The organism is Streptomyces sp. NPDC048270 (genome assembly GCF_040652335.1).
GTDB lineage: Bacteria > Actinomycetota > Actinomycetes > Streptomycetales > Streptomycetaceae > Streptomyces.
In genome coordinates this window covers 141,529-166,147 of sequence record NZ_JBEZLV010000006.1, presented here as the reverse complement: position 1 = coordinate 166,147, position 24,619 = coordinate 141,529, and the positions used below count along the sequence as shown (strand labels likewise).

Annotated in this window: 21 protein-coding genes and 1 pseudogene; 7 read left to right on the top strand and 15 right to left on the bottom strand. The window is 74.7% G+C overall.

What is annotated here, in order from left to right:
• Positions 1–5 precede the first annotated feature (5 nt).
• The 8 genes from AB0D66_RS08680 to AB0D66_RS08645 all read right to left on the bottom strand — a co-directional run bounded on the left by AB0D66_RS08680 (position 6) and on the right by AB0D66_RS08645 (position 8,914).
• The gene (locus tag AB0D66_RS08680; protein ID WP_362298709.1) at positions 6–1,541 is read right to left on the bottom strand and encodes an NAD(P)/FAD-dependent oxidoreductase; all 1,536 of its coding nucleotides are present in this window, start codon (positions 1,539–1,541) and stop codon (positions 6–8) included.
• A gap of 62 nt (positions 1,542–1,603) precedes the next feature.
• Entirely contained in the window at positions 1,604–3,664 is a 2,061-nt protein-coding gene (locus tag AB0D66_RS08675) for a tetratricopeptide repeat protein (RefSeq protein ID WP_362298706.1), read from the bottom strand.
• Positions 3,646–4,587 carry an oxygenase MpaB family protein gene (locus AB0D66_RS08670; RefSeq protein ID WP_362298703.1) on the bottom strand — a complete coding sequence of 314 codons (942 nt, stop codon included), beginning with the start codon at positions 4,585–4,587 and terminating at the stop codon, positions 3,646–3,648. Before AB0D66_RS08670 ends, AB0D66_RS08675 begins: the two co-directional genes overlap by 19 nt.
• Before the next feature lie 125 nt (positions 4,588–4,712).
• On the bottom strand, positions 4,713–5,111 hold the full coding sequence (locus AB0D66_RS08665; protein WP_362298700.1) for a DUF4440 domain-containing protein: 399 nt from the start codon (positions 5,109–5,111) through the stop codon (positions 4,713–4,715).
• 63 nt (positions 5,112–5,174) lie between these two features.
• The gene (locus AB0D66_RS08660; protein WP_362298698.1) at positions 5,175–6,365 is read right to left on the bottom strand and encodes an acyl-CoA dehydrogenase family protein; all 1,191 of its coding nucleotides are present in this window, start codon (positions 6,363–6,365) and stop codon (positions 5,175–5,177) included.
• A 118-nt stretch (positions 6,366–6,483) separates the two neighbouring features.
• The gene (locus AB0D66_RS08655; RefSeq protein ID WP_362298695.1) at positions 6,484–7,035 is read right to left on the bottom strand and encodes a DinB family protein; all 552 of its coding nucleotides are present in this window, start codon (positions 7,033–7,035) and stop codon (positions 6,484–6,486) included.
• A gap of 143 nt (positions 7,036–7,178) precedes the next feature.
• Entirely contained in the window at positions 7,179–8,015 is an 837-nt protein-coding gene (locus AB0D66_RS08650) for a class II fructose-bisphosphate aldolase (protein WP_362298692.1), read from the bottom strand.
• Complete coding sequence (locus AB0D66_RS08645) at positions 8,012–8,914, bottom strand: SIS domain-containing protein (protein WP_362298689.1); 903 nt, start codon at positions 8,912–8,914, stop codon at positions 8,012–8,014. Before AB0D66_RS08645 ends, AB0D66_RS08650 begins: the two co-directional genes overlap by 4 nt.
• 146 nt (positions 8,915–9,060) lie before the next feature.
• On the opposite strand from AB0D66_RS08645, the gene AB0D66_RS08640 reads away from it, so the two are divergent.
• Complete coding sequence (locus tag AB0D66_RS08640; protein ID WP_362298686.1) at positions 9,061–9,840, top strand: DeoR/GlpR family DNA-binding transcription regulator; 780 nt, start codon at positions 9,061–9,063, stop codon at positions 9,838–9,840.
• Positions 9,837–10,643, top strand: coding sequence for an MBL fold metallo-hydrolase (locus AB0D66_RS08635; RefSeq protein WP_362298683.1), 807 nt, complete (start codon positions 9,837–9,839; stop codon positions 10,641–10,643). Before AB0D66_RS08640 ends, AB0D66_RS08635 begins: the two co-directional genes overlap by 4 nt.
• A 174-nt stretch (positions 10,644–10,817) precedes the next feature.
• Here AB0D66_RS08635 and AB0D66_RS08630 read toward each other — a convergent pair whose 3' ends face one another.
• The 3 genes from AB0D66_RS08630 to tdh form a co-directional block, all read right to left on the bottom strand.
• Positions 10,818–11,732, bottom strand: coding sequence for a LysR substrate-binding domain-containing protein (locus AB0D66_RS08630; RefSeq protein ID WP_362298680.1), 915 nt, complete (start codon positions 11,730–11,732; stop codon positions 10,818–10,820).
• A gap of 12 nt (positions 11,733–11,744) precedes the next feature.
• Positions 11,745–12,953: a glycine C-acetyltransferase gene (locus AB0D66_RS08625; RefSeq protein ID WP_361763258.1), complete on the bottom strand. Its 1,209-nt coding sequence runs from the start codon at positions 12,951–12,953 to the stop codon at positions 11,745–11,747.
• Positions 12,954–13,187: 234 nt separating this feature from the next.
• On the bottom strand, positions 13,188–14,216 hold the full coding sequence (tdh, locus tag AB0D66_RS08620; protein ID WP_362298675.1) for an L-threonine 3-dehydrogenase: 1,029 nt from the start codon (positions 14,214–14,216) through the stop codon (positions 13,188–13,190).
• A gap of 214 nt (positions 14,217–14,430) precedes the next feature.
• Between tdh and AB0D66_RS08615 the strand changes: the two genes are divergently transcribed.
• A complete protein-coding gene (locus AB0D66_RS08615) occupies positions 14,431–15,342 on the top strand; it encodes an alpha/beta hydrolase (protein WP_362298672.1) in 912 nt (303 codons plus the stop codon).
• Between the two features lie 49 nt (positions 15,343–15,391).
• Here the strand turns inward: AB0D66_RS08615 and AB0D66_RS08610 are convergent, their stop codons facing one another.
• Both AB0D66_RS08610 and AB0D66_RS08605 read right to left on the bottom strand, forming a co-directional pair.
• Positions 15,392–16,138, bottom strand: coding sequence for a class I SAM-dependent methyltransferase (locus tag AB0D66_RS08610; RefSeq protein ID WP_362298669.1), 747 nt, complete (start codon positions 16,136–16,138; stop codon positions 15,392–15,394).
• A 121-nt stretch (positions 16,139–16,259) separates the two neighbouring features.
• On the bottom strand, positions 16,260–16,679 hold the full coding sequence (locus AB0D66_RS08605) for a hypothetical protein (protein WP_362298666.1): 420 nt from the start codon (positions 16,677–16,679) through the stop codon (positions 16,260–16,262).
• A 218-nt stretch (positions 16,680–16,897) separates the two neighbouring features.
• On the opposite strand from AB0D66_RS08605, the gene AB0D66_RS08600 reads away from it, so the two are divergent.
• A complete protein-coding gene (locus tag AB0D66_RS08600; RefSeq protein ID WP_362298872.1) occupies positions 16,898–18,991 on the top strand; it encodes a SpoIIE family protein phosphatase in 2,094 nt (697 codons plus the stop codon).
• Between the two features lie 92 nt (positions 18,992–19,083).
• On the opposite strand, the gene AB0D66_RS08595 is transcribed toward AB0D66_RS08600, so the two are convergent.
• Positions 19,084–20,226, bottom strand: a complete 1,143-nt coding sequence (locus AB0D66_RS08595; RefSeq protein WP_362298663.1) for a glycerol dehydrogenase — start codon at positions 20,224–20,226, stop codon at positions 19,084–19,086.
• 257 nt (positions 20,227–20,483) lie between these two features.
• Here AB0D66_RS08595 and dhaK point away from each other — a divergent pair, with 257 nt between their 5' ends.
• The 3 genes and pseudogenes from dhaK to AB0D66_RS08580 all read left to right on the top strand — a co-directional run bounded on the left by dhaK (position 20,484) and on the right by AB0D66_RS08580 (position 22,687).
• Positions 20,484–21,482, top strand: a complete 999-nt coding sequence (gene dhaK / locus AB0D66_RS08590) for a dihydroxyacetone kinase subunit DhaK (protein ID WP_362298660.1) — start codon at positions 20,484–20,486, stop codon at positions 21,480–21,482.
• 35 nt (positions 21,483–21,517) lie between these two features.
• Positions 21,518–22,144, top strand: a pseudogene (dhaL, locus tag AB0D66_RS08585) (dihydroxyacetone kinase subunit DhaL); the annotation flags it as partial.
• Complete coding sequence (locus AB0D66_RS08580) at positions 22,133–22,687, top strand: PTS fructose transporter subunit IIA (RefSeq protein ID WP_362298869.1); 555 nt, start codon at positions 22,133–22,135, stop codon at positions 22,685–22,687. The pseudogene dhaL and the gene AB0D66_RS08580, both read left to right, overlap by 12 nt.
• A 51-nt stretch (positions 22,688–22,738) precedes the next feature.
• On the opposite strand, the gene AB0D66_RS08575 is transcribed toward AB0D66_RS08580, so the two are convergent.
• Positions 22,739–24,544 (bottom strand): glycoside hydrolase family 15 protein, encoded by a 1,806-nt coding sequence (locus AB0D66_RS08575; RefSeq protein WP_362298657.1) that lies wholly within the window; start codon positions 24,542–24,544, stop codon positions 22,739–22,741.
• Between the last annotated feature and the right edge of the window lie 75 nt (positions 24,545–24,619).

The window sequence follows — 24,619 nt, the reverse complement described above, 5'->3', positions numbered from 1 at the left end:
TGGGGTCAGTGCCCCAGCACCGCCATCGCCGCGTTGTGCCCGGGGACCCCGCTGACCCCTCCGCCGCGCACCGCCCCCGCACCGCACAGCAGTACGTTGCGGTGGGCGGTCTCCACCCCCCAGCGCCCCGAGTCCCCGTAGGGCCAGGACAGGTCCCGGTGGAAGATGTGGCCGCCGGGCAGCCGCAGTTCGCGCTCCAGGTCCAGCGGGGTCTTCGCCTCGATGCACGGGCGGCCGTCCGCGTCGAAGGCCAGGCAGTCGGTGAGCGGCTCGTCCAGGTGCGCGTCGAGCTGCGCCAGCGTGGCGGTCAGCAGCACCTCGCGCGCCTGCCGGTTGTCGTGGCGGAACAGCCGGGCCGGGGTGTGCAGTCCGAACAGGGTGAGCGTCTGGTAGCCCTGCTCCACCAGCTCCGGCCCGAGGATCGTCGGGTCGGTCAGTGAATGGCAGTAGATCTCGGACGGCGGTACCGAGGGCAGCTCCCCGGCCGCGGCCTCCGCGTGGGCCCTGGCCAGTTCGGTGTAGCCCTCGGCGATGTGGAAGGTGCCGCCGAAGGCCTCGCGCGGGTCGACGGCGCTGTCCCGCAGCCGGGGCAGCCGCCGCAGCAGCATGTTCACCTTGAGCTGGGCGCCCTCGGGCGCGGGCTGCGCCGGCGCCTCGCCGAGGAGTTCGGCCAGCGCCCGCGGGGAGGCGTTGACCAGGACGGTGCGGGCGACGGCCCGCCCCTCCCCGCCCGCCGTACGGAACACCACCTCGGCCGGCGCGGTGCCGTCCGTGTCGATCCGCAGCACCTCGTGCCCGGTGGCGATCTCCGCACCGGCCGCCCGCGCCGCTTCGGCCAGGGCGTCGGTGAGCGCGCCCATGCCCCCGACGGGCACGTCCCAGTCGCCCGTGCCGCCGCCGATGACGTGGTAGAGGAAGCAGCGGTTCTGCGCCAGCGAGGGGTCGTGCGCGTCCGCGAAGGTGCCGATCAGCCCGTCGGTCAGGACCACACCGCGCACCAGGTCGTCGGCGAAGTGCCGCTCCACCCCCGCCCCGAGGGGTTCCTCGAACAGCATCCGCCAGGCCGCTTCGTCGTCGATGCGGGCGCGCAGGGCCTCCCGGGTGGGCAGCGGTTCGGTCAGGGTCGGGAAGACCTTCCCCGCGACCCGGGCGGTGGTGCCGTAGAAGGCGCGCCAGCTCTCGTACTCGCGGTCCGAGCCGGTCAGCCGGGCGAAGGAGGCGCGGGTGCGCTCCTCTCCGCCGCCGACGAGGAGCCCGCCGGGGCGCCCGTCGCGCAGGGTGGGCGTGTACGAGGAGACGCCGCGCTTGCGGACCGCGAACCGCAGCCCCAGATCGCGCACGATCTTGGCGGGGAGCAGGGAGACGAGGTAGGAGTAGCGCGAGAGGCGGGCGTCGACCCCGGCGAAGGGGCGGGTGGAGACGGCCGCCCCGCCGGTGTGGCCGAGCCGCTCCAGGACCAGCACCGAGCGGCCGGCCCGGGCCAGGTAGGCGGCGGCGACCAGGCCGTTGTGGCCGCCTCCGACGATCACCGCGTCGTACACTCCCCCGGCTACCGCTGGGAGGTGCCCCGAGTGTGCCGATCCGCTGGAGCCCCGTGTGGCTGTCATGGCTCTTGGTAACACACCTGGCCCAGCCGCTCCAGACAGTAGGCCTCGTCGGCGTGGGCGAGGGCGGTGTCCGGATGCTCGTCGCCCAGGGCGCGCTCGCGGATCCCGGCCAGGTCGCGGTAGATGGGCAGCGCCTCCTCCCAGCGGCCCAGGCGGCCCAGCCCGGCGGCGAGTTCGCGGCGGCTGACCAGGGTGTCCGGGTGCTCCGCGCCGAGCACCGCGGCCCGGGCGGCGCCGACCTCGCGGGCCTCGGCCACCGCCTCCTCCCAGCGGTCCAGGCGGCCGAGGTTGACGCCGACGACGTGCCGGGCGCGCAGGGTCTCGGGGTCGGTCGCCCCGTAGGCGCGGGTGCGGTCGCGGACCAGCGCCCGGAACAGGTCGAGGGCCTGGGCGCTGTTCCCGCAGCGGCCGAGCGCGATGCCGACCTCGTAGCGCGCGGCCAGGGTGTCGGGGTGGTCGCGGCCGAGCACCCCTTCGCGTACGGCGGCCACCTCGCGGAACGCGGCCAGGGCCTCCTGCCAGCGCTCCAGGCGGCCGAGCGCGTACGCCACCTCGTAGCGGGTCAGGAGGGTCTCCGTGTGCTCGGCGCCGAGTACGGCCGACCGGTCGGCGGCGACCGCGGCGGCGGTGGCGTGGGCCTGCGCGAACCGGCCCAGCGCGCCGAGGGCGCAGGCCAGGTTGTGGCGGCAGCGCAGGGTGTCGGGATGGAGCGGGCCCGCGGTGCGCTCGCGGGCGACGAGCACCGCCCGGTAGATCGCGTACGCCTCGGCGTGCCGTCCGAGCCTGCCGAGCTCGTACGCCGCCTCCTGGCGCGCGGCGAGGGTGTCGGCGTGGTCCGGGCCGAGCACCCGCGCGCGGCCGTCGGCCACGGCTTCGTACGCGGCGAGGGCCTCCTCGGGGCGGCCGGCCCGGCTGAGGGCGAAGGCACGGGTGTGGCCCGCGGCGAGGGCCTCGGGGCCGCTCCCCCGCGGACCGGGCAGCCGCGGAGCCCCGTACGGGGCGGTGAGCCGGGGGTCCTCGGCGGGCTCGGGACGCACGATCCGCTGGGCGCCGCTCGGGCGCGCGGCCGTCCAGGCGCCGGTGAGCACCGCCCACTCGCCGCTCGCGGGCCGGGCCTCGATCCCGGCCTTGCGCCCGGCGGTCATCCCCTGGGCCCAGGGCGGGAGGGGGGCCTGGGCGCCGGGCGGCACGGCCGGGCCGAGGCGTGCCTCGACGAGCCGCCGGTGCAGGTGGCGGGCGTCGCCGGGCCGGTCCTCGGGGCGCTTGGCGAGGAGGTCCAGAACCACCCGTTCGAAGTAGCCGGGCAGTTCCGGCCGGTGTTCGCGCAGCGGCACGGGAGCGGTGTCGCGGTGGCCGACCAGCACGGACCAGGAGTCGCCGAGGTCGAAGGGCGGTGCGCCGGTGGCGATCTCGTAGAGGACGCAGCCGAGGGAGTAGAGGTCGCTGCGGTGGTCGACCTCTCCGCCGGCGATCTGCTCGGGCGACATGTAGTGCGGGGTGCCCATGGCCATGCCGCCGCCGGTGAGCTTGGCGGTGAAGCCGATGTCGTGGGCGAGGCGGGCGATGCCGAAGTCGCAGATCTTCACGGTGCCGTCGGTGAGCCGCATGATGTTGGCCGGCTTGAGGTCGCGGTGGACGACGCCCTGGTCGTGGGTGTATCCGAGGGCGGCGGCCATCTGCTCCGCGATGTCGACGACCACGTCGACGGGGAGCGGGCGGGTCTCGTTGTCCTCCAGGAGCTGGCTGAGGTTGCGGCCTTCGAGGAGCTCCATGACGAGGTAGAGGGGGCCGCCGGCGGCGCTGTCGTCGCCGAAGTCGTGGACGACGGTGACGCCCCGGTGCTGGAGGGAGGCGGCGACGCGGGCCTCGCGGCGGAACCGCTCGCGCAGCACCTGGGTGAAGTGGGCGTCCTGCTCCGCACCGATCGGTTTCAGACACTTCACGGCGACCTGCCGGCCCAGCGACTCATCCCGGGCCCGCCACACCTCGCCCATGCCGCCGCGACCGATCAGGTCGAGCGACCGGTATCGGCCCTGGATCAGTCTGGACTCCGCCATGTCTTGAAGTCGCCCCCGTTGTCGTGCCTCGCCCTCCCCGGCCGGTCCAGTATGGCCGCTGATGTACGCAGTGTGTACGAGGAGGGGCGACTCCCGGGGCCCATGCGGCGCATCGCTTTCAAGATGTGACCTGGGGGCAGCTGCCAGCGCAGACCTGCGGGAATGCTGCGCAGCACGTGCCCGGTGAGACGCAAGCGACGGGTGGTGCTGAGCGGGGTCGGGGCCGGGCGCCCGTACAGCCGGTGCGCCCAGCCGGGCAGGGACCCGTAGGCGAGGTCGGCGAGCGGGCGCCACAGCAGATTCCGGCCAGGCACGAGGAGCGGGTGGACGGGCGGGCCGCGCAGGAAGTCGTCGACGGCGCGGGCGTCGGCTCCGGCGGCGAGTTCGGGGCGAATCTTCTCGAAGTACGCGGCGAGCTGCGCCGTGTCGGCGGGGACGGCTGCCGGGTCGAGGCCTACGAGGCGGGCGTTCACCCGGTTCTCGTCCACGTAGCGGTCGGCCTGGGCGGGGGTGAGGGGGACGCCGGAGCGGCGCAGTACGTGCAGGAAGCTGTCGATCTGGGCGCAGTGGATCCAGAGCAGCAGGGCCGGTTCGTCGACGGGGAAGCGCTCGCCGGTTGCCGGGTCGGTGGCGGAGAGCTTGCGGTGGATGGCCCGGACGCGGGCCCCGGCGCGTTCGGCGTCCCCGGCGGTGCCGTAGGTGAGGGTGCCCACGAAGTCGGCGGTGCGCAGCAGCCGCCCCCAGGCGTCGCGCCGGAAGTCGCTGTTCTCCATGACCCCGCGCACGGCGCGCGGGTGCAGGGCCTGGAGGTACAGCGCCCGGACGCCGGCGATCCACATCATCGGATCGCCATGGCACTGCCAGGTGACGGACGCCGGCCCGTACAGCCCCGGTTCGGGCCCGACGGCAGCGCTGCCACCCATCCCGGCACCTCCTGTCCCCTGCGCGCGGCGGGTCCAGCGTACGAGGGGTCGGGGCGCGGCGGCCAGGAGGCGGGGCGCGGCTTCCGGCGGGAATCCGGGACCCGGGGCCGTGGGCCCGTCGGCGGTCAGGGGTGGTCGTACCAGGCGAACGCCGCGATGCGCCAGCCCTCCGGGGTGCGGACGAACTGGATGGTCTTGGTGCCGCCTCCCTCGAAGGGCTCGCCGTCCAGGATCCCGGACTTGCGGTAGGCGCCGAACCGCGAGGCGATGTCGCCCGCGATCTCGGTGCGTTCGGAGGTCTCCCACTCGGCGAACTCGAGGAGCCGGCCGTCCGCGAGCAGCCGCCGGCGGGGCTCGATGAACTCCTCCACCGTGTAGACGGTGAACTCCGGACCCGTTTTGACGATCACGCCGCCCGGCACGACCAGCCGGCGGATCCGGTCCACGTCGGCGGCCTTGCCGCCCCGGTTGTCGAAGGCGCCGAAGAACTCGGCGGTGACCGTGTCGATCTCGTTCTTGGGCATGGCGTGACGGTAACACCCGTGTGGGAAGCGGGAGTTCCCGGCGGCTCCGAACGGGCCCGCCCGTCAGCGGCGGACCCGGGGCATGCCGAGGCCTATCCAGGAGATGATCTCGCGCTGGATCTCGTTGTTGCCGCCGCCGAAGGTGAAGATGACGGCGCTGCGGTAGCCGCGTTCGAGTTCGCCGTGCAGGACCGCGCCCGCGGAGCCGTCCTTGAGGGAGCCGGCCGCGCCGACGACCTCCATCAGCCAGGCGTAGGCGTCCCGGCGGGCCTCGGAGCCGTAGACCTTGACCGCGGAGGCGTCCTGCGGGGTGAGGGTGCCGTCCTGGACGGCGTTCACCATCTGCCAGTTGAGGAGCTTCATCGCGTCGAGGCGGGCGTGGGTGCGGGCGAGGCGGCCGCGGACCCAGGAGAGGTCGATGACCCGGCGGCCGTCGGCGAGCTTGGTCTCCGCGGCCCAGCGCTGGACGTCGTGCAGGGCACGGATGGCCATGGTGCCGTGGGCGGCGAGGGTGACGCGCTCGTGGTTGAGCTGGTTGGTGATCAGGCGCCAGCCCTTGTTCTCCCGGCCGACGCGGCGGGTGGCCGGGACGCGGATGTCCTCGTAGTAGCTGGCGGTGGTGTCGTGCGAGGCGAGGGTGTTGATGAGGGTGCAGGAGTAGCCGGGGTCGGAGGTCGGCACCAGCAGCATCGTGATGCCCTTGTGCGCGGGGGCGTCCGGGTCGGTGCGCACCGCGAGCCAGACCCAGTCGGCGGTGTCGCCGTTGGTGGTCCAGATCTTCTGCCCGTTCACCACGTAGGTGCCGGTCTCCTCGTCGCCCTCGCGGACCGCCTTGCACTTGAGCGCGGCGAGGTCGGTCCCGGCGTCCGGCTCGCTGTAGCCGATGGCGAAGTCGATCTCGCCCGCGAGGATCCTGGGCAGGAAGTACGCCTTCTGCTCGTCGGTGCCGAACTGCATGATGGTCGGCCCGACGGTGTTGAGCGCCATCAGGGGCAGCGGTACGACGGCCTGCGCGGCCTCGTCGAAGAAGATGAACTGGTCCATCGGGGACATCCCGCGGCCGCCGTACTCCTTCGGCCAGCCGACCCCGAGCCAGCCGTCGGCGCCGAGCCGGCGGATGGTCTCGCGGTAGAAGCGCTTCTGCGCGGCCGGGTCCTCGTAGCGGGCGTAGACGTCCTCGGGCACCAGGTCGGCGAAGTAGGCGCGCAGCTCGGTGCGCAACTGCTGCTGCTCAGGCGTGTATTCGAGGTGCACGGCCCCTCCGGGTGTCTCGCGGTCCAGCCGGTCGTCGCTGGGTGGCGGCGGTCAGAGTAGAACCAGTTCCAGAAATTCGGAAGGGGCGCGGGACGACCCGGGGTGCGGACGGGCTCCTTCAGATGCCCAGGGCCCCGTCTATCCGCTCGCGCAGCAGGTCGGCGTGGCCGTTGTGCCGCGCGTACTCCTCCACCATGTGGACGAGGACCCAGCGCAGGCAGACCCTGCCGCGCCACGCGTCGTCGCCCTCCACGTCGAGGTCGGGCGCCTCGGCCACGAAGCGGTCCGCGAAGGCCACTTCGGCGCGCCACGCCCGCCAGGCCTCTTCCACGGCCTCCGGGCCGCCGGCCGCTCCGTCGAAGCCCCCGTCGGGATCCGCCTCCGACGAGAACAGGGGCTTCACGTCCTGCCCCGCCAGCACCGTGCGGAACCAGCGGCGTTCGACGTCGGCCAGGTGGCGCACCAGGCCCAGCAGGGAGAGCGTGGACGGCTCCACGGAACGCCGGGACAACTCCCCTTCCACACCCGAGCACTTCAGGACCAGGGTGGTGCGCTGGTCCGCCAGGAAGGCGGCCAGCAGCTGCCGTTCGTCCCCGGTCGCCGGGCCGGTGAAGCGGTCGTCCGGCCCGGGCCCGGGGAAGATCTCGGCTCGCCTGCGTCGGTTCGTCATGTCCGCGATTATGGGAGCAGGGTCCGGCGGCGGGGACACGGGGGCGGGCGACGGGGTACGAGACCACGCCGGGCGGACCCGGTCAGGGGAACCGCGGGCCGGGGCGCGGGATCGTCCCGCCGTGGCGCGGTCCCCCGCGCCGGTCAGTTCAGGGCGTGGATCATGGCCGCCGCCGTCGCCGCCATCGCCGTGCGGGCGGCCGTCAGATAGGGCCGGGGGTCCGCCGGGGTGAGGTGGGCGCGGATCGCCCCGGTCATGGCCACGTTCAGGGCGGTGCCGATGTTGACCTTGCGGATGCCCCCGGCGACGGCCGCCGCGAGCTCCGCGTCCGGCAGCCCCGAGGAGCCGTGCAGGACCAGCGGCACGTCCACCGTCTTGGCGAGCCGGGCCAGCAGTGCGTGGTCCAGACGGGCGGTCCGGCTGGTCATGGCGTGGCTGCTGCCGACGGCGACGGCCAGCGCGTCCACCCCGGAGTCGGCGACGAACCGGCGCGCCTCGTCGGGGTCGGTGCGGGCGCCCGGCGCGTGCGGGTCCAGCGGCGCGGCGCCGTTCTTGCCGCCCACCTCGCCCAGCTCGGCCTCGATCCACAGCCCGTTGGCGTGCGCCCAGTCGGCGGCGGAGCGGGTCGCCTCCAGGTTCTCGGCGTACGGGAGGTGCGCCGCGTCGTACATCACCGAGCTGTACCCGGCGTCGCAGGCCTGGCGCAGCAGGTCGCTGCTCTTGACGTGGTCGAGGTGCAGGCCGACGGGGACCCCGGCGGCCTCGGCGCAGGCGGCGGCCGCGCGGGAGATGGGCAGGAGCTGCCCGCCGCGGAACTTCACGGCGTTCTCGCTGAGCTGGAGGATGACCGGCAGCCCGGCCGCCTCGGCTCCGGCGACGACGGCCTCTGCGTGCTCCAGGGTGATGATGTTGAAGGCGGCGACGGCGCGGCCCGCGCCCGCCGCCTCGCTCACCAGCGTGCCGGCGGGGACGAGGCTCATCGGACCGCCTCCTCTCCGGTGGTGAGGATCACCGAGCGGGTGAGGTGGCGCGGCGCGTCGGGGTCCAGCTGCTGGTGGGCGGCGACGGCGAGGGCCAGGCGGTGCACCCGGACCAGCTCGGCGAGCGGGTCGAGGCGGCCCGCGACCCACTGGGCGCCGGTGGCGCGCACCTGTTCGGCGAGCCCCTCGGGGGCGGCGTCGAGCGACCAGGTGACGGTGCCGGGGCCGGAGACGCTGATGGGGCCGTGCCGGTACTCCATCGCCGGGTAGGACTCGGCCCAGGACAGGGAGGCCTCGCGCATCTTCAGCGCGGCCTCGTGTGCGAGGCCCACGCTCCAGCCGCGGCCGAGGAAGGTGAACTGCCCCCGGCTCTCCAGCTCGGCGGGGAGCGGCTCGGCGAGCGCGGTACGGGCGTCGGCGACCACTCCGGCACGGTGCAGGCCGACGTGGGCGCGCAGCAGGGTGAGGGCCGTGGTGGCGAACCGGGTCTGCACGACGGACCGCTCGTCGGCGAAGTCGAGGACGACGAGTTCGTCGGCGAGGGTCATCACCGGGGTCGCCGGATCGCCGATGACGGCGGTCGTGGGCACGCCCGCGTCCCGCAGCGCGGCCAGCAGGTCGAGCACCTCGGTGGTGGTCCCGGACCGGGTGAGCGCGACGACCCGGTCGTAGCGGCGGTGGCGCGGGAACTCCGAGGCGGCGAAGGCGTCGGTCTCCCCCTGCCCCGCCTCCTCGCGCAACACGGCGGCCGCCTGGGCCATGTAGTACGAGGTCCCGCACCCGACGATCGCGGTACGCTCCCCCGGCTGCGGCAGCACCGACCGCCGGGTCGGGGCCAGTTCGGCGGCCCGCTCCCAGCATTCGGGCTGTGTGCCCAACTCGTGCGCGACGTGACTCATGCAGGCTCCCTCATGCGACAGACGGCTCTGAATGCGTTTTCCTGCAAGGTAGCTGGCAGTTTCGCGCAACTTCAAGCATCTACGAGGTGATCCCCTGAGTTAATCTCGGCGGGTAGGCCGATGGAGCAGACCGAAGGGGGCGGCCGATGACCCGCAAGGAGCGCTGGCAGGGACTGCTGGACCTGCTGGTGGAGCGGGGCGAGGTGGAGGTGGAGCCGGCGGCCGAGGCGCTCGGCGTGTCCGCGGCGACCATCCGCCGCGACCTCGACCAGCTGGCCGAGCAGCAGCTGCTGGTCCGCACGCGCGGCGGGGCCGTCCTGCACGGGGTCTCGTACGAACTCCCCCTGCGCTACCGCACCTCGCGCCGCGCCGCCGAGAAGCGCCGCATCAGCGAGGCGGTCGCCGCCCTGATCACCCCGGGCGAGGTGATCGGCCTGACGGGCGGCACCACGACCACCGAGATCGCCCGGGCCCTGGCCGGCCGGCCGGACCTGGCCCAGGGCTCCCCGGCGCTCACGGTGGTGACCAATGCCCTCAACATCGCGGGCGAGCTGGTGATCCGGCCGCAGTTCAAGATCGTGCTGACGGGCGGGGTGGCACGGCCGCAGTCCTACGAGCTGACGGGCCCGCTGGCCGAACAGGTGCTCGGCCAGCTCGCGGTGGACACGGCGGTGCTGGGCGTGGACGGCTTCGACCCGGCCGACGGCGCGGCCACCCGCCACGAGGACGAGGCCTCGGTCAACCGGCTGCTCTGCGACCGGGCCCGCCGGGTGGTGGTCGCGGCGGACTCCAGCAAGCTCGGCGTGCGCGCCTTCGCCCGGATCTGCCCGACCTCCTCGGTGGACGTCCTGGTCACGGACACGGGCCTGGCGCCCGGCGTGGCCCGGGAGTTCGAGGCGGCGGGCGTGGAGGTGCTGAGGGTATGAACCGGGCCCCGCAGCCCGCGCCTCCCCCGGCCGGCGATCCCCTGCGCCTGACGGTGCTCGGCAGTGCCACGCCCTATCCGAGCGCGGACAACCCCTGTTCCGGCTACCTGGTGTCCGGCGGCGGCGCCCGCGTCTGGATGGACGCCGGCACCGGCACGCTGGGCCCCCTCCAGCGGTACACCGGCCTGGCCGGGCTGGACGCCGTCTGGATCTCGCACCTGCACGCCGACCACAGCGCGGACCTGCTCACCGCGTACTACGGCCTGCTCTTCGCCGACGTCCGGCGGGCGGCGCCGCTGCCGCTGTACGGCCCGCCGGGCACCGCCGACCGGCTCGCCGGCTTCCTCACCAACGGCCCCGCGCGCAGCCCCGTCGAGTCCGCCTTCGCCGTGCACGAGCTGTCCGACGGACACCGGGCGCGGGTCGGGGCGCTCACCCTGACCAGCCGCGCCGTGACGCACGGGATGCCCGCCTTCGCTGTCCGCGCCGAGGCCGGCGGCCGGGCGCTGGCCTACTCCGGGGACACGGCTCCGTGCGCCGCGCTGACGGACCTCGCCGCGGGGTGCGACCTGCTGCTGTGCGAGGCCGAGAGCGCGCGACGCCCGGAGCGGGGCGGGGGCGCGCACCTCCACCACACGCCGGAGGAGGCCGGTGCGACGGCGGCCGCCGCGGGCGCCGCGCGGCTGGTCGTCACGCACGTGGGCCGGGACCTGACCCCGGAGGAGGCGGTGGCCCGCGCCGCGGCGCACTACCCCGGGCCCGTCGCACACGCCGATCCCGGAGCCGTCTTCACCCTGGGCTGACGCACGGGAACGCGGGGGCGGCCGGGAGCCGGGCGGCCCGGAGAGCGGGGGCAGAACGCGGGCGGCCGGGAACGCGGGAGCAGCGGGGGACGCGGAGCAGCCGGCGAACGCGGGGCGGCCGGGAGCCAGGCGGCAGCCCGGTCCGGCCCGACCGGTCCGGCCCGACCGGTCCGGTCAGTGCGCCGGCAGTCGCTCCGACTCCCGGACCAGGGCGGCCAGGACCGGGGCGATGAGCGGGTGGGTCTCGCCGCCGCGGCGGGTGGCGGCGAAGACCCGGCGGGTGGCCGCCGGGCCGGAGACCGGGCGGACCTCGACCTCCTTGAGGTCCATGCCGCGCAGCGCGGAACGCGGCACCAGGGCCACCCCGGCCCCCGCGCCCACCAGCGCGGCCACCGCGCGGAAGTCATCGGAGGAGTGCACGAACCGGGGCTGGAAGCCGGCCAGTTCGCAGGCGAGCAGCGTCACGTCGTGGCAGGGGTTGCCGGGGTACTGGCCCACCCAGTCCGCGTCGGACAGGTCCGCCAGCGCCACGGCGGGCAGGTCGGCCAGCGGGTGCCCCGAGGGCAGCACGGCGTCGAACGGCTCCGCGTACAGCGGCAGGACGGACAGCCGGGCGTCGTCCGCCCCGGGCCCGCCCCGGTACTCGACCGCCAGGGCCACGTCCGCCTCTCCGTCCAGCAGCAGCGGCAGGCTCTGGTCGCCCTCCGCGTCCCGCACCCGCAGCCGGATCCCGGGGTGCTCCAGCCCCAGCCGGGCGAGGGCCGGGGCCAGCACCTCCGCGATGCCGGTGGCGAAGGCGGCCACGGTCACCTCGCCCGCCGAGCCGCCCGCGTACGCCGCCAGTTCGGCCTCCGCCCGCTCCAGCTGCGCCAGCACCTCGTGGGCGTGGCCGAGCAGGATCTCACCGGCCGCGGTGAGCCGCACGCCCCGGCCGCTGCGGGTGAGCAGGGCGTGGCCCGTCTCCTGTTCCAGAGCCGCGAGCTGCTGGGAGACGGCGGAGGGAGTGAGGTAGAGGGCTGCGGCCGCGGCGGTCACCGTACGGTGGTCCGCCACGGCCCGCAGGATGCGCAGCCGGCGGGGGTCGATCACCCCGCCATTGTCTCAGGCCCCGTCGGCCGCCAGCGCCGCACGGGCATCGGTGAAGGCGGCCACCGCGCGCTCCACGTCGGCCGTCGAGTGGGCCGCCGAGAGCTGCACGCGGATCCGCGCCGCGCCCATCGGCACCACCGGGTAGGAGAAGCCGATCACGTAGACGCCGCGCTCGAGCAGCAGCTCGGCCATGCGGGCCGCCTCGGCCGCGTCGCCGATCATCACGGGGGCGATGGCGTGGTCCCCGGGCAGGATCTCGAAGCCGGCCTCGGTCATCTTCGTGCGGAACAGCGCGGTGTTGGCGGCGAGCTGCTCGCGCAGGTCGCCGGCCGACTCCAGCAGGTCGAGGACCTTGAGGGAGGCTGCCGCGATGACCGGGGCGAGGGAGTTGGAGAAGAGGTACGGGCGCGAGCGCTGGCGCAGCAGCGCGACGATCTCGGCGCGCGCCGCGACGTAGCCGCCGGAGGCGCCGCCCAGCGCCTTGCCGAGGGTGCCGGTGATGATGTCGACGCGGTCCATGACCCCGTGCAGCTCGGGGGTGCCGCGGCCGCCGGGGCCGACGAAGCCGACGGCGTGCGAGTCGTCGACCATGACCATGGCGTCGTAGCGCTCGGCGAGGTCGCAGATCTCCTGGAGGGGGGCGACGTAGCCGTCCATGGAGAACACGCCGTCGGTGACGATCAGCTTGCGGCGGGCGCCGCCCTCGGCGGCCTCCTTCAGCCGCGTCTCCAGCTCGGCCATGTCGCGGTTGGCGTAGCGGAAGCGGCGGGCCTTGGACAGGCGGATGCCGTCGATGATCGAGGCGTGGTTGAGGGCGTCGGAGATGACCGCGTCCTCGGCGCCGAGCAGGGTCTCGAAGACCCCTCCGTTGGCGTCGAAGCAGGAGGAGTAGAGGATCGTGTCCTCCTGGCCGAGGAAGGCCGACAGCCGCGCCTCCAGCTCCTTGTGCACCTCCTGCGTACCGCAGATGAAGCGGACCGAGGCCATGCCGTAGCCCCAGCGGTCGAGGGCGTCCTTCGCGGCGGCGACCACCTCGGGGTGGTCGGCCAGCCCCAGGTAGTTGTTGGCGCAGAAGTTGAGGACCTCGCCGGGAGCCCCGCCCGCGGTGACGGCGACGGCCGCGTTCTGCGGGGTGCCGATGACGCGCTCGGGCTTGTGCAGGCCGGCGGCGCGGATCTCGTCGAGGGTGGTGCGCAGGTCCTCGCGGACGGACTCGAACATGGTGCGGTTCTCCTTATGCGGCGGAGGGCGACGAACGAAGGGGGGCCGGGCCCCGCGGAGGGGGGAGGGTGTGCGGGGCCCGGCCGGGGGGAGATGGTCTCGGGGTGCGGTGCGTACCGCCCGCCGCACGCGGGCAGGCCGGTCCGGACGGTGCCGGGCAGGCGGTCGGGGTGACGGCCGCCGCGCGGGGACGGTACCGGGCAGGCCGGCCGGGCGACGGCCGCGGCGCCGGTACTAGGCGGTCCAGTCCAGGATGATCTTGCCGCTGCGGGCGGTCGAGGCCTCGTCGAACGCCGCGTCGAAGTCGCGGTGCGAGTAGCGGCCGGTGATGACCGGGCTGAGGTCGAGTCCGCCTTCGAGCAGCACCGTCATCGCGTACCAGGTCTCGAACATCTCGCGGCCGTAGATGCCCTTGATGGTGATCATGGAGGTGACCACCTTGGCCCAGTCGACCGGGAACTCCTGCGCGGGCAGTCCCAGCATGGCGATCCGGCCGCCGTGCGTCATGTTGTCGATCATGTCGCGCATGGCCTCGCCGCGGCCGGACATCTCCAGGCCGATGTCGAAGCCCTCGCGCAGGCCCAGCTGGGCCTGCGCCTCGGCGATGGAGGACTCCGCGACGTTCACCGCGAGCGTGGCGCCCGCCTTGCGGGCGATGTCCAGCCGCTCGGGGCTGACGTCGGTGATCACCACGCTGCGCGCACCGGCGTGCCGGGCCACGGCCGCCGCCATGATCCCGATCGGGCCGGCGCCGGTGATCAGCACGTCCTCGCCGACGAGGGGGAAGGAGAGCGCGGTGTGCACGGCGTTGCCGAAGGGGTCGAAGATCGCCGCGACGTCCAGGTCCACCGACGTGCGGTGCACCCACACGTTCTGCGCGGGCAGCACCACGTACTCGGCGAAGGCGCCGTCGCGGCCGACCCCGAGGCCGATCGTGCTGCGGCACAGGTGGCGGCGCCCGGCCAGGCAGTTGCGGCACTTGCCGCACACCAGGTGGCCCTCGCCGCTGACCAGGGCGCCGACCTCGATGTCGCGGACGTCAGCGCCGAGGGCGGCGACCTCGCCGACGAACTCGTGACCGAGGACGAGCGGGGTCTTGACGGCGCCCTGCGCCCAGCCGTCCCAGGCGCGGATGTGCAGGTCGGTTCCGCAGATGCCGGTGCGCAGCACCTTGATCAGCACGTCGCCCGGGCCGTACTCGGGCTCGGGAACGTCCATGAGCCACAGTCCGGGTTCGGCCTTGTGCTTGACGAGTGCCTTCATGGGGGTGGCTCCAGGCATGCGGAAGGGGGCGCCGCGCAGCGCGGGGGGCGCGGACGGCGTCGGTGACGGTCACCAATCTGCCGAGACGCCCGGTGATCAGTCCATCGAGACTTTCTTAAGCGGGTCGACAGCCCAGCTTCACGCCTATGCTCCTCCGATGACGGGGTAGGGTCCCGGGCCGGGGGTGGCCCGGGGAAAAGGGGAGGTGAGGGGCGTGCCGAGTCTGCGCAGCAGGGCGCTGTCGGCGGCGCTGATCGCGGCGGGGCGGCGAAGACGGTTCGCGAGCGTCGAGGCGGTGCGGACCCGGGTGGCGGAGTCCGCCCGCCGGCCCGCTTCGCACCTGCCGCCGCGCTCGCTGGGGCGGGTCGCGGACATCTCGCGGACCTTCGTCGGGGCCTGGCCGGTGTACGAGGTCTCCCCGCGCGGGAGCGAGCCCGTCGCCCGGGTCCTGTACGTGCACGGCGGCAGCTACATCAACGAACTCGTCCGTCCGCACTGGGCGCTGATCCGGACCCTGGTCACGCAGGCGCGGGCGCGGGTCGTCGTACCGGCGTACATCCTCGCCCCGCGCGGCACCGCCGACCGGACGGTCCCGGTCGCCGCCGACCTGCTGAGCGGCCTGATCGCGAGCGGCGGCGAGGGCGGGACCGTGCTCGTCGGGGACTCCGCCGGGGCCGGGCTGGCGCTGGCCGCCGCCCAGCGGCTGCGCGAGCGCAGCGGGGCCCAGCCCTCCCGGATCGTGCTGATCTCGCCGTGGCTGGACGTGACGATGAGCCATCCGGACCAGGCCGGCATCGAGGCGGACGATCCGATGCTGGCCCGCCCGGGGCTGCGGGAGGCCGGGCGGCTGTACGCCGGGACCCTGGCCGCCGACGATCCCCGGGTCAGCCCGCTGCACGGGTCCTTCGAGGGGCTGGCGCCGCTGACGGTGTTCACCGGGACCCGGGACGTGCTGACGACGGACAGCAGGGAGCTGGTGCGCCGGGCCCGCGCGGCCGGGGTGGAGGTGGAGTTCCACGAGGAGGCGGGGCTGCCGCACGTGTACCCGCTGCTGCCGCTGCCGGAGGGGCGGGCGGCGCGCGACCGGATCGTCGAGCTGATCCGGTCGGCGGCCCGCGAGGTGTGAGCCTCCCGCCAGGGCCCGGTCCGCACGGCGGGCCGGGCCGGGGCGGGCATTACGCCACGCAGGTCATCAGGGAGCTGATCGGCCAGGCGCGGTAGGCCGTCCAGTACGCGTCGTCGCGTTCGGGGTCGGCGGGCGGGGTCCGGTTCGGCTGCCAGCCGATGGTGCTGAAGCCCGCCTCGACGGCCGCTTCGGCGAGCTCGGAGTGGGCCCACTCGTGGAACTCGAAGGGCACCGGCGGTTCGGTGAGGAAGTGCGCCTTCAGCAGCGGAGCGTCGCCGGCCACGACCCGGTCGAGGATGCGGACACCGTACGGCGACCAGTCCACGCGGGGGAAGGCCCCCGCGTTGGGCACGATGGCGAGCAGCCGCCCGCCCGCGCGCAGGCTGTTGCGGACCGAGCGGAACATCGTGTGCAGGGACACGCGGTCGGGCATGTGGTTGAACGGGTAGACGGCGGTGGCGAGGTCGAAGGGGCCGAGGGCGGGCAGCCCCGCGGCGTCGGCGACGTGGTATTCGACGGTCCCGCCGGCCGGCCCGTCCTGCTCCGCGTGGTGCTCGCGGGCCAGCTTGATCATCTCTTCCGAGGCGTCCACCCCGACGGCCCGCCGGGCGCCGCCGCGGGCCAGCAGCCGGGTGTTGTAGCCGTAGCCGCAGGCCAGGTCGAGGGCGTCGAGCCCGCGCACCCCGCCGAGGGCGTCGATGGCTCCGTGGAGGGTGTAGGTGTCGGCCGCCGAGAAGGCCGCCGTGGTCCTGGACTCGGCGTACCGCTCTCCGAGGGTGTCGTACTGGAACCGCATGCTCTGCCTTCCGGTGGCCTGCCGGGCAGGGGGGGTGGGGCGCGTGCGTATCGTGCCCCGGCGGCGCTCCCGGCGCCTGGCCGCACACCCGTGCGTCCCCCGGACGAGGGAGGCGGTCGGCCTATCGCGGGCGCCGCCGGTCCCGCTCCGGGGCCCCGTCCCGTACGGGGCTCGGCGCGACCGGGACCGGACGCGCCGGGCCGGTTGCGCCGAACGGGCCCGCGCAGGCGGCGGCGCAGCCGGCGGCGGCGAAAGAGCACCCGGCGCATTCCGGAGCACCGATCTCCTCGCGTTCCGGAGCACCGATCTCCTCGCGCCTGAGGCGGCCCTTGCGGACCCAGTAGCGGGCGAGCTCGGCGGCCTCCGCCGGGCTGATGCCCAGCCGGGCGGCGATCCGCGGCAGCCCCTCGCCCGGGGCCGCGGCTCCCGCCGGCCCGGCCGGGGGCGGGGGCGATCCCCGTGAGGCGGACGGTCGTCCCGGGACGGCATTCGTTGAGCACCGGCACCAGCGCACCTTCTTCGGCGTTCGGGGTGGGTCCACCCTGCTCAGGCGAGCCCAAGCAGCCGCGGACGCCCCGGACGGCTGCTCAAAGTCCCTGATCACAGGGGACTTTCCGCCCTCCGCTCCCGCTCCTTGGTCAGCCGGTCGGACGGGTCCGGCCCGGGGCCCCGGCCCCGGGGGTGCGGCCACCGGCGCCCAGGGCGCATCCTGGCGGTGTGACGGCGAGACCGGACAGTGGCGGCCCCGCCTCCGATGCCATGGCCCAGGTGCTCGCCCGGGCCACGGTCGAGGTGGTGACGGCCGTGGGCGGGTACGCGGGCGGGGTGTACCTGCGCTCCGGGCAGCCGGGGCAGCTGCGGATGGCATCGCTCATGGGGCTGCCGGGCCCGCTCTTCCGGCCCTGGTGGCGGATGAACCTGAGCCGCCCCTATCCGGTGGCGGAGTCCTACCGGACCGGGCAGTCCGTGCACCTGCCCGACGCGGAGGCGGCCATGCGCCGCTTCCCCCAGCTGATGGCGGGGCTGCCTTTCCCCTTCGCGTCGATGTTCGAACCGGTGACGTCCGGCGCCGAGCGGTTCGGCGTGATGATGGCGCTGCGCGCGGCGACCCCCGGGGTCCCGGTGGCGGCGGAGGACCGCGAGCGGATGCGCCGGGAGGCGGACCGGCTGGCCGGCGAGCTGGCGGAGCTGGCGGCGGCCGGGGACCCGGTGCTCTGGGACGGCGACCCGCTGTACACGGAGCGGCCCGACTGCGCCGGAGGCGCCCTCGAAGCCGTGGAGCGCCTCGATCAGGCCCTGCTGTCGCTGGACCGGCAGGGCAGGATCGGCTTCGTCAACGCGGCCGCCGAGCGGCTGCTCGGCGCGGCCGGACCCGAACTGCGCGGACGGGTGCTGTGGGAGGCGCTCCCCTGGCTCGGGCATCCCGCGTACGAGGACCACTTCCGGGCCGTCTTCATGTCCACCGAGCCGGTCCGCTTCCCGGCCCGGCGCGGCCGCCGTACGCCCTCCGAGTGGGTGTCGGTGGACCTGTACCCCGGCACCGACGGGGTGACCGTGACCATCGGCGCCACCGAGAAGCCCTCCTACGCGCCCGCCTCGATGGCGCGACCGGGAGGAGGCCTCGGCTCCCCCGCCGACCGCGCCTCCGCGCTCTACCGGCCGGTCGCCCTGGCCATCGCACTGACCGAGGCGATCACGGCCCGCCAGGTGTCGGCGGTGGTCACCGAGGAGCTGCTGCCGGCCTTCGGCGGCCGCCAGCTGGCGATCTACCTGCTGGACGAGCGGCATCTGCACCTCGCCTGGGAGACCGGCTTCCCGCAGGGCTTCCTCGACCGGTTCGACGGGGTCGGGCTCGATGTGCGGCTGCCGGGCGTGGAGACGCTGACCTCGGGCCGGCCGCTGTTCTTCGAGTCGATGGAGCACCTGGCCGCGGCGTATCCGGGGATCCCGCTGGACGCCCATGTCGGCGCCCGCGCGTTCCTGCCGCTGATCGCGTCCGGCCGCCCGGTCGGCTCGTGCATCCTGGGCTTCGACGCGCCCCGCGGCTTCAGCCCGGAGGAGCGTACGGTGCTCACCGCCCTGGCCGGGCTGATCGCGCAGGCCCTGGAGCGGGCCCGGCGCTACGACAGCGAGGCGGCGCTCGCCCGCGGACTGCAGTCGGGCCTGCTGCCGCACCGGCTGCCGGTGCACGAGCAGGTGGACACGGTGGGCCGCTACCTGCCCGGCACCCAGGGCATGGACGTCGGCGGGGACTGGTACGACGTCGTCGAGACCGGCGGCGGCCGGCTGGCCCTGGTCATCGGGGACGTCCAGGGGCACGGGGTGGCGGCCGCCGCGACCATGGGCCAACTGCGCAGCTCCGTACGGGCCTTCGCGCTGACCGGCAGCACGCCGGAGCAGGTGATGCGCGGTACCAACCAGCTGCTGAGCGATCTGGATCCGGGCCAGTTCGCCAGCTGCTGCTACGTGGTGCTCGACCCCGCGACGGGGTCCGCCGAGGCCGTGCGGGCCGGGCACCCGCAGCCGCTGCTGCGCCACCCCGACGGCCGGACCGAGGTGCTGGACCTGCCCGGCGGGGTGGTGCTCGGCATCGACCCGGAGGCCGCCTACCCGGTCACCGGACTGCGCCTCGCGACGGGCTCGGTGCTCGCCCTGTACACGGACGGGCTGGTGGAGAAGCCGGGCATCGACATCGACGTCGGGGTGGAGCGGCTGCGCAGGGCGCTGGCCGCGGCCCGGCCGGACCCGCTGACCGAGGCGGCCGACCGGCTGATCAGCGAGGCGGGCAACACCGCCGACCGGCCGGACGACATCGCCCTGCTGCTGGCCTGCCGGACCGGCGGAGCCGCGTAGGCGGGGGCCCGGGGAGGTCCGGCCGGGCGGAGCCGCGGGCCGGGACGCGCAGCCGCACGGGCCGCGCCGGCGGATCCGCGAGGGCCCGACGCTCAGCCGGCGGTGGCGGTGGCGCGGGCGTACGCGTCACCGGCGAGCAGCGCGTCCGCGACCATGTCCGGGGTCACCGGGAACGGCATGTTGTGCGTGGTCTCGCCCTCGGCGGTGGCCGCGCGCCCGATGGCGAGGAGTTCCTCGCGGTCCGGGTCCCGCAGGCCCGCTTCGGCGAGCGTGGTGGGCAGGCCGACGGCGCGGCTGAACTGCAGGTAGGTGTCGAGCTCTGCGGTGGGGGCGCCCTCCAGGACCAGCTGGGCCAGGGTGCCGATGTTGACCTTCTCGCCGTGCATCATGCCGTGGGTGCGGTGGGAGACGGTCAGGCCGTTGTGGATGCCGTGGGCCGCGGCCAGGCCGCAGGACTCGAAACCGAGGCCGGAGAGCAGGGTGTTGGCCTCGGTGACCTTCTCCAGGGCGGGGGTGACCACGTGCTGCTCGGCGGCGAGGCGCGCCTGGTGGCCGTACTCCATGAGGGTCTCCCAGCACAGCCGGGCCAGGCTCAGGGAGGCCTCGGTGGCGAGGCCTCCCGCCATCGCGGTGCGCTGCGCGGCCACGCAGACGCGCGCCTCGTACCAGGTGGCGAGCGCGTCGCCCATGCCGGAGACGATGAAGCGGCTCGGCGCGGCGGCGACGAGCGCGGTGTCGACGAGCACGAGGTTCGGGTTGCGCCGGAAGAAGGAGTACCGCTCGAAGGCGCCGTCCTCGGTGTAGACGACGGCCAGGGCGCTGGTCGGCGCGTCGGTGGAGGCGACCGTGGGGGCGCTGACGACGGCTGTGTCGCCGAGGGCGTGGCCGACCGCCTTGGCCGTGTCGATGGCGGTGCCGCCGCCGATCCCGACGATCACGTCGGCGCCGGCCGCGCGGGCGGCCGCGGCGACCCGGTCGATCTCTCTCTGCGTGCACAGCCCGCCGAAGACCTCCTTGGTGAGGCGGACCCCGGCGGCGGCGAGGGAGTCGGTGACCGCGGTGTCGACGAAGCCCCAGACGCCCTGGTCGGCGAGTACGACGGCGTTCTCGCCGAGGCGCGCCGCGTGCTCGCCCAGGTCGTGCATCGCCCCCGCGCCCTGTACGTACTTCGGCGGGCTGATCAGCATGCGCGTACGGACGGTCTTCACGGCGAAACCTCCAGGATGGGAATTCATTTCCGCAACTGCATTTCATGCCTATCACGGATTCGGATAGCGGAGTAAACGTGTGGTCCGACCGTTCGAGAGGGGCCTTTCCGCGCCCGTGAACGGGACCAAAGGCCCGGCCCGCAGTGGGCGCGACCCGGGGTAACGTGCCAGGCATGTGGGCCTGCAGCGGCCACCGAGCACCGGCGGCCCGCCATGAATACCGCGCCGGAATTCCGGTTTTCCGCTTTCGGTCCCACGTATAGGAATCCAGAAAAGAGGCCCCCGTGAAGAAGCTCATCAATTCCCCCGAGAGTGTCGTCGGCGACGCGCTGCACGGCATGGCCGCAGCCCATCCGGGGCTCTTGGTCGAGGCGGAGACGGGCATCGTCACGCGGGCTTCGGGCCCGGCGGCCGGGAAGGTCGCGCTGCTGTCCGGCGGGGGCAGCGGGCACGAGCCGCTGCACGCCGGGTTCGTCGGCCGGGGCATGCTGGCGGGCGCTGTGGCCGGCCCGGTGTTCACCTCTCCGGTTCCCGACAACATCGCGCGGGCGACGGCCGCCGTGGACGCGGGCGCGGGCGTCCTGCACGTCGTGAAGAACTACACCGGGGACATCCTCAACTTCGCGATGGCCGCCGAGGACTGCGCGGACGAGGGCATCGAGGTCGAGCAGGTCGTCGTGGACGACGACGTCGCGGTGGCCGCGGTGGAGGGCGGGCCGGGCCGCCGCGGCACCGGGGCCACCCTGTTCGTGGAGAAGATCGCCGGCGCCCTCGCGCAGGAGGGCGCGCCGCTCGCCGAGGTCGCCGCCGTCGCCCGCAAGGTCAACTCCCTCTCCCGCAGCTACGGCGTGGCCCTGAGCTCCTGCACCACTCCCGCCAAGGGCAGCCCCAACTTCGAGCTCGGCCCGGACGAGATCGAGCTCGGCATCGGCATCCACGGGGAGCCCGGCCGCGAGCGGCGCCGGCTGATGACGGCCGCCGAGACCGCCGAGGCGATGCTCGACGCCATCCTCGACGACCTTCCGGAGGCCTCCGGGGCTCCGGTCGTCCTGCTGGTCAACGGGCTCGGCGGGACCCCTCCGGTCGAGCTGTACGTGATGCGCGCGGAGGCCGGCCGGGTGCTCGCCGAGCGCGGGATCACCGTGGCCCGCTCGCTGGTCGGCTCCTACGTCACGAGCCTGGACATGGCCGGCTGCACCTTCACCCTGTGCCGCGCCGACGAGGAGCTGCTGCGGCTGTGGGACGCGCCGGTCGACACCCCGTCCCTGCGCTGGGGCTGCTGAACCTTCCGTCACACCTGTTTGAGGAGCCGTCACCGATGACGACCACCACCCCTGTCCTGGACACCGACTGCTTCCGCCGCTGGCTCGACGAGACCGCCCGTCTCGTACGCCGGGACAGCGCGCGCCTGACCGAACTCGACGCCGTCATCGGCGACGGGGACCACGGCGCCAATCTCGTACGGGGCTTCGGCGCCGTCGGGGCCGCCGTGGCCGAGGCCCGGCCGGCCACCCCGGGAGCCCTGCTCACCCTGGCCGGGACCACCCTGACCAACACCGTCGGCGGCGCCTCCGGCCCGCTGTTCGGCACCGCGCTGCGCCGTACCGGCAAGGTGCTCGGCACCACCGAGGCACCGACCGGGATCGAGCTGGCCACCGCTCTGGGGGCCGGGCTGCGGTCCGTGCAGAAACTGGGCGGGGCCGAGGTCGGCGACGCCACGCTCGTGGACGCCCTGGCTCCGGGGGTGGCCGCGCTGTCCGAGGCCGCCGAGGCGGGGCGGCCGCTGCGGGAGGCCTTGGACATGGCCTGCGAGGCCGCCCGGGACGGCGCCGACGCGACGGCCGGGCTCCAGGCGCGCAAGGGCAGGGCCAGCTACCTCGGGGAGCGCAGCGTCGGCCACCAGGACGCCGGGGCCAACTCGGTGGTGCTGCTGATGGAGGCCCTGCGGACGGCGGTGGACGGTGTGGGCGCGGCGGGGACGGTGGACGCCGGGCCGGACCCCGCCTCCACCCCGGCCTCCGCCCCGGCCTCCGCCCCGGCGGGCACCCCGGCGGGCGCGTCCGCCGCCGTCGCGCGGACCCGGACCGGCCGGGTCGGCGTGGTCCTGGTCTCGCACAGCGCGCAGGTCGCCGCGGCCGTGGCCGAGCTGTCGGGAGCCCTGCTGGGGGCCGTCGACCCCGCCCCCATCGCCGTCGCGGGCGGCACCCGGGACGGCGGTGTGGGCACCAGCGCGGAGCTGATCCTCGCGGCGGCGCGGCTGGTGGACGAGGGCCAGGGCGTGGCCGTGCTGTGCGACATGGGCAGCGCGGTGCTCACCGTGCGGACCCTGCTCGGCGAGGACCCCTCGCCGCTGCCGGCCGGCACCCGGATCGTGGACGCGCCCTTCCTGGAGGGCGCGGTCGCCATCACCCTCACCTCGGCGCTCGGCGGCGACCTGGACGCGGTCCTGGACGCGGCCGAGGACGCACGGCAGTACCGCAAGCGCTGACCGCTCACCGGCTCCGGCCGGCGCCGGGCCCGGTCCCGGGCGGGCCCGGCGTCAGCCGGCGCCGCTGCCGTCGGGTTCGTCCAGGGACAGGGTCAGCGCGGTGTTGACCAGGCCGACGTGGCTGAAGGCCTGGGGGAAGTTGCCGAGCTGGCGCCCGGAGACCGGGTCGTACTCCTCGGCGAGCAGCCCCACGTCGTTGCGCACCGCCAGCAGCCTCTCGAAGAGGGTGCGGGCCTCCTCGCGGCGGCCCGTCAGGTGCAGGGCGTCCGCCAGCCAGAACGAGCAGGCCAGAAAGGCCCCTTCGTCGCCGGGCAGTCCGTCGACGGTGGGGCCTTCGGTGCTGTAGCGGCGGACCAGGCCGCTGCGGCCGAGTTCCTCGCGGACCGCGTCGACCGTGCCGATGACGCGCGGGTCGTCGGGCGGCAGGAACCCGACGCGCGGGATGAGCAGGGTCGCCGCGTCGAGCTCGCTGGAGCCGTAGTACTGGGTGAAGGTGCCGCGCTCCGGGTCGTATCCGTTCTCGCACACGTCGCGGTGCACCTCGTCCCGCATGAGCCGCCAGCGCTCCACGTCGCCCGGGATCGAGGGGTCGCCCTCCAGGGTCCGCACGGCCCGGTCGGCGGCCACCCAGGCCATCACCTTGGAGTGCACGAAGTGGCGGCGCGGGCCGCGCACTTCCCACAGCCCCTCGTCCGGACGGTGCCAGTTGCGCTCCAGGAAGTCGAGGAGGGCCAGCTGGATGCGCCAGGCGTGCTCCTCGGAGGGGAGGCCGGCCGACCGGGCCAGGTGCAGGGAGTCGATGACCTCGCCGTACACGTCGAGTTGGAGCTGGTCGACGGCCGCGTTGCCGACGCGCACGGGCGCCGAGGAGGCGTAGCCGTGCAGCCAGGGCAGCCCGGTCTCGGGGATCCGCCGCTCGCCGGCGATCCCGTACATGATCTGGAGGTCGGCGGGGTCTCCGGCGACCGCGCGCAGCAGCCAGGCCCGCCAGGCGCGGGCCTCGTCCAGGAAGCCGGTCGCCAGGAGCGCGTCGAGGGTGAGGGTGGCGTCCCGGAGCCAGCAGTAGCGGTAGTCCCAGTTGCGGACCCCGCCGATCTCCTCGGGCAGTGAGGTGGTGGCCGCGGCGACGATCCCGCCGGTCGGGGCGTAGGTGAGGGCCTTGAGGGTGATCAGGGAGCGGGTCACGGCCTCCCGGTAGGGGCCCTCGTAGCGGCATTGCCGGGTCCAGTCCCACCAGTCGGCGAGGGCCTGCTCCAGCGCCGTGTATGCCTCGATGGGCTCGGGCCGCGGCTCGTGCGAGGGGTGCCAGGTGAGCACGAAGGCCACCCGCTCCCCCGCGGCGATCGGGAACTGCGAGCGGGTGCTGTTCTCCTCGCCCCAGGTGCGCACGGGCGGGTCGCTGCGCAGCCAGGCGGAGTCGGGCCCGGCGACGGCGACGCGGTCCCCGTCGGCGCGGCGGACCCAGGGGACGACGTGGCCGTAGTCGAACCGCAGGCGCAGCGTGCTGCGCATCCTGACCCGGCCGGTGACTCCCTCGACGATGCGGATGACGTCGGGGAAGACCTGGCGCTGGGGCATGAAGTCGATGACCTTGACGGTGCCGGTCTCGGTCTCCCAGTAGGACTCCAGGACCAGCGACCCCTCGACGTAGGCGCGGCGGGTGCACTGCTCGCCGTCGGCCGCGTCGAGGGGCGCGATGCGCCAGTGGCCGTTCTCCTCGTCCCCGAGGAGCTTGGCGAAGCAGGCCGCCGAGTCGAAGCGCGGCAGGCACAGCCAGTCGATCGACCCGTCGCGGCCGACCAGCCCACTGGTCATCAGGTCGCCGATGAGTGCGTAGTCCTCGATGGGTTGTGTCATTTGTGCGCTCTTCCCTCGAATGTCCGGGGCCAATCCGCGCGGGCCCCGGACACCCCCGGGCGCGCTAGCCCGGCA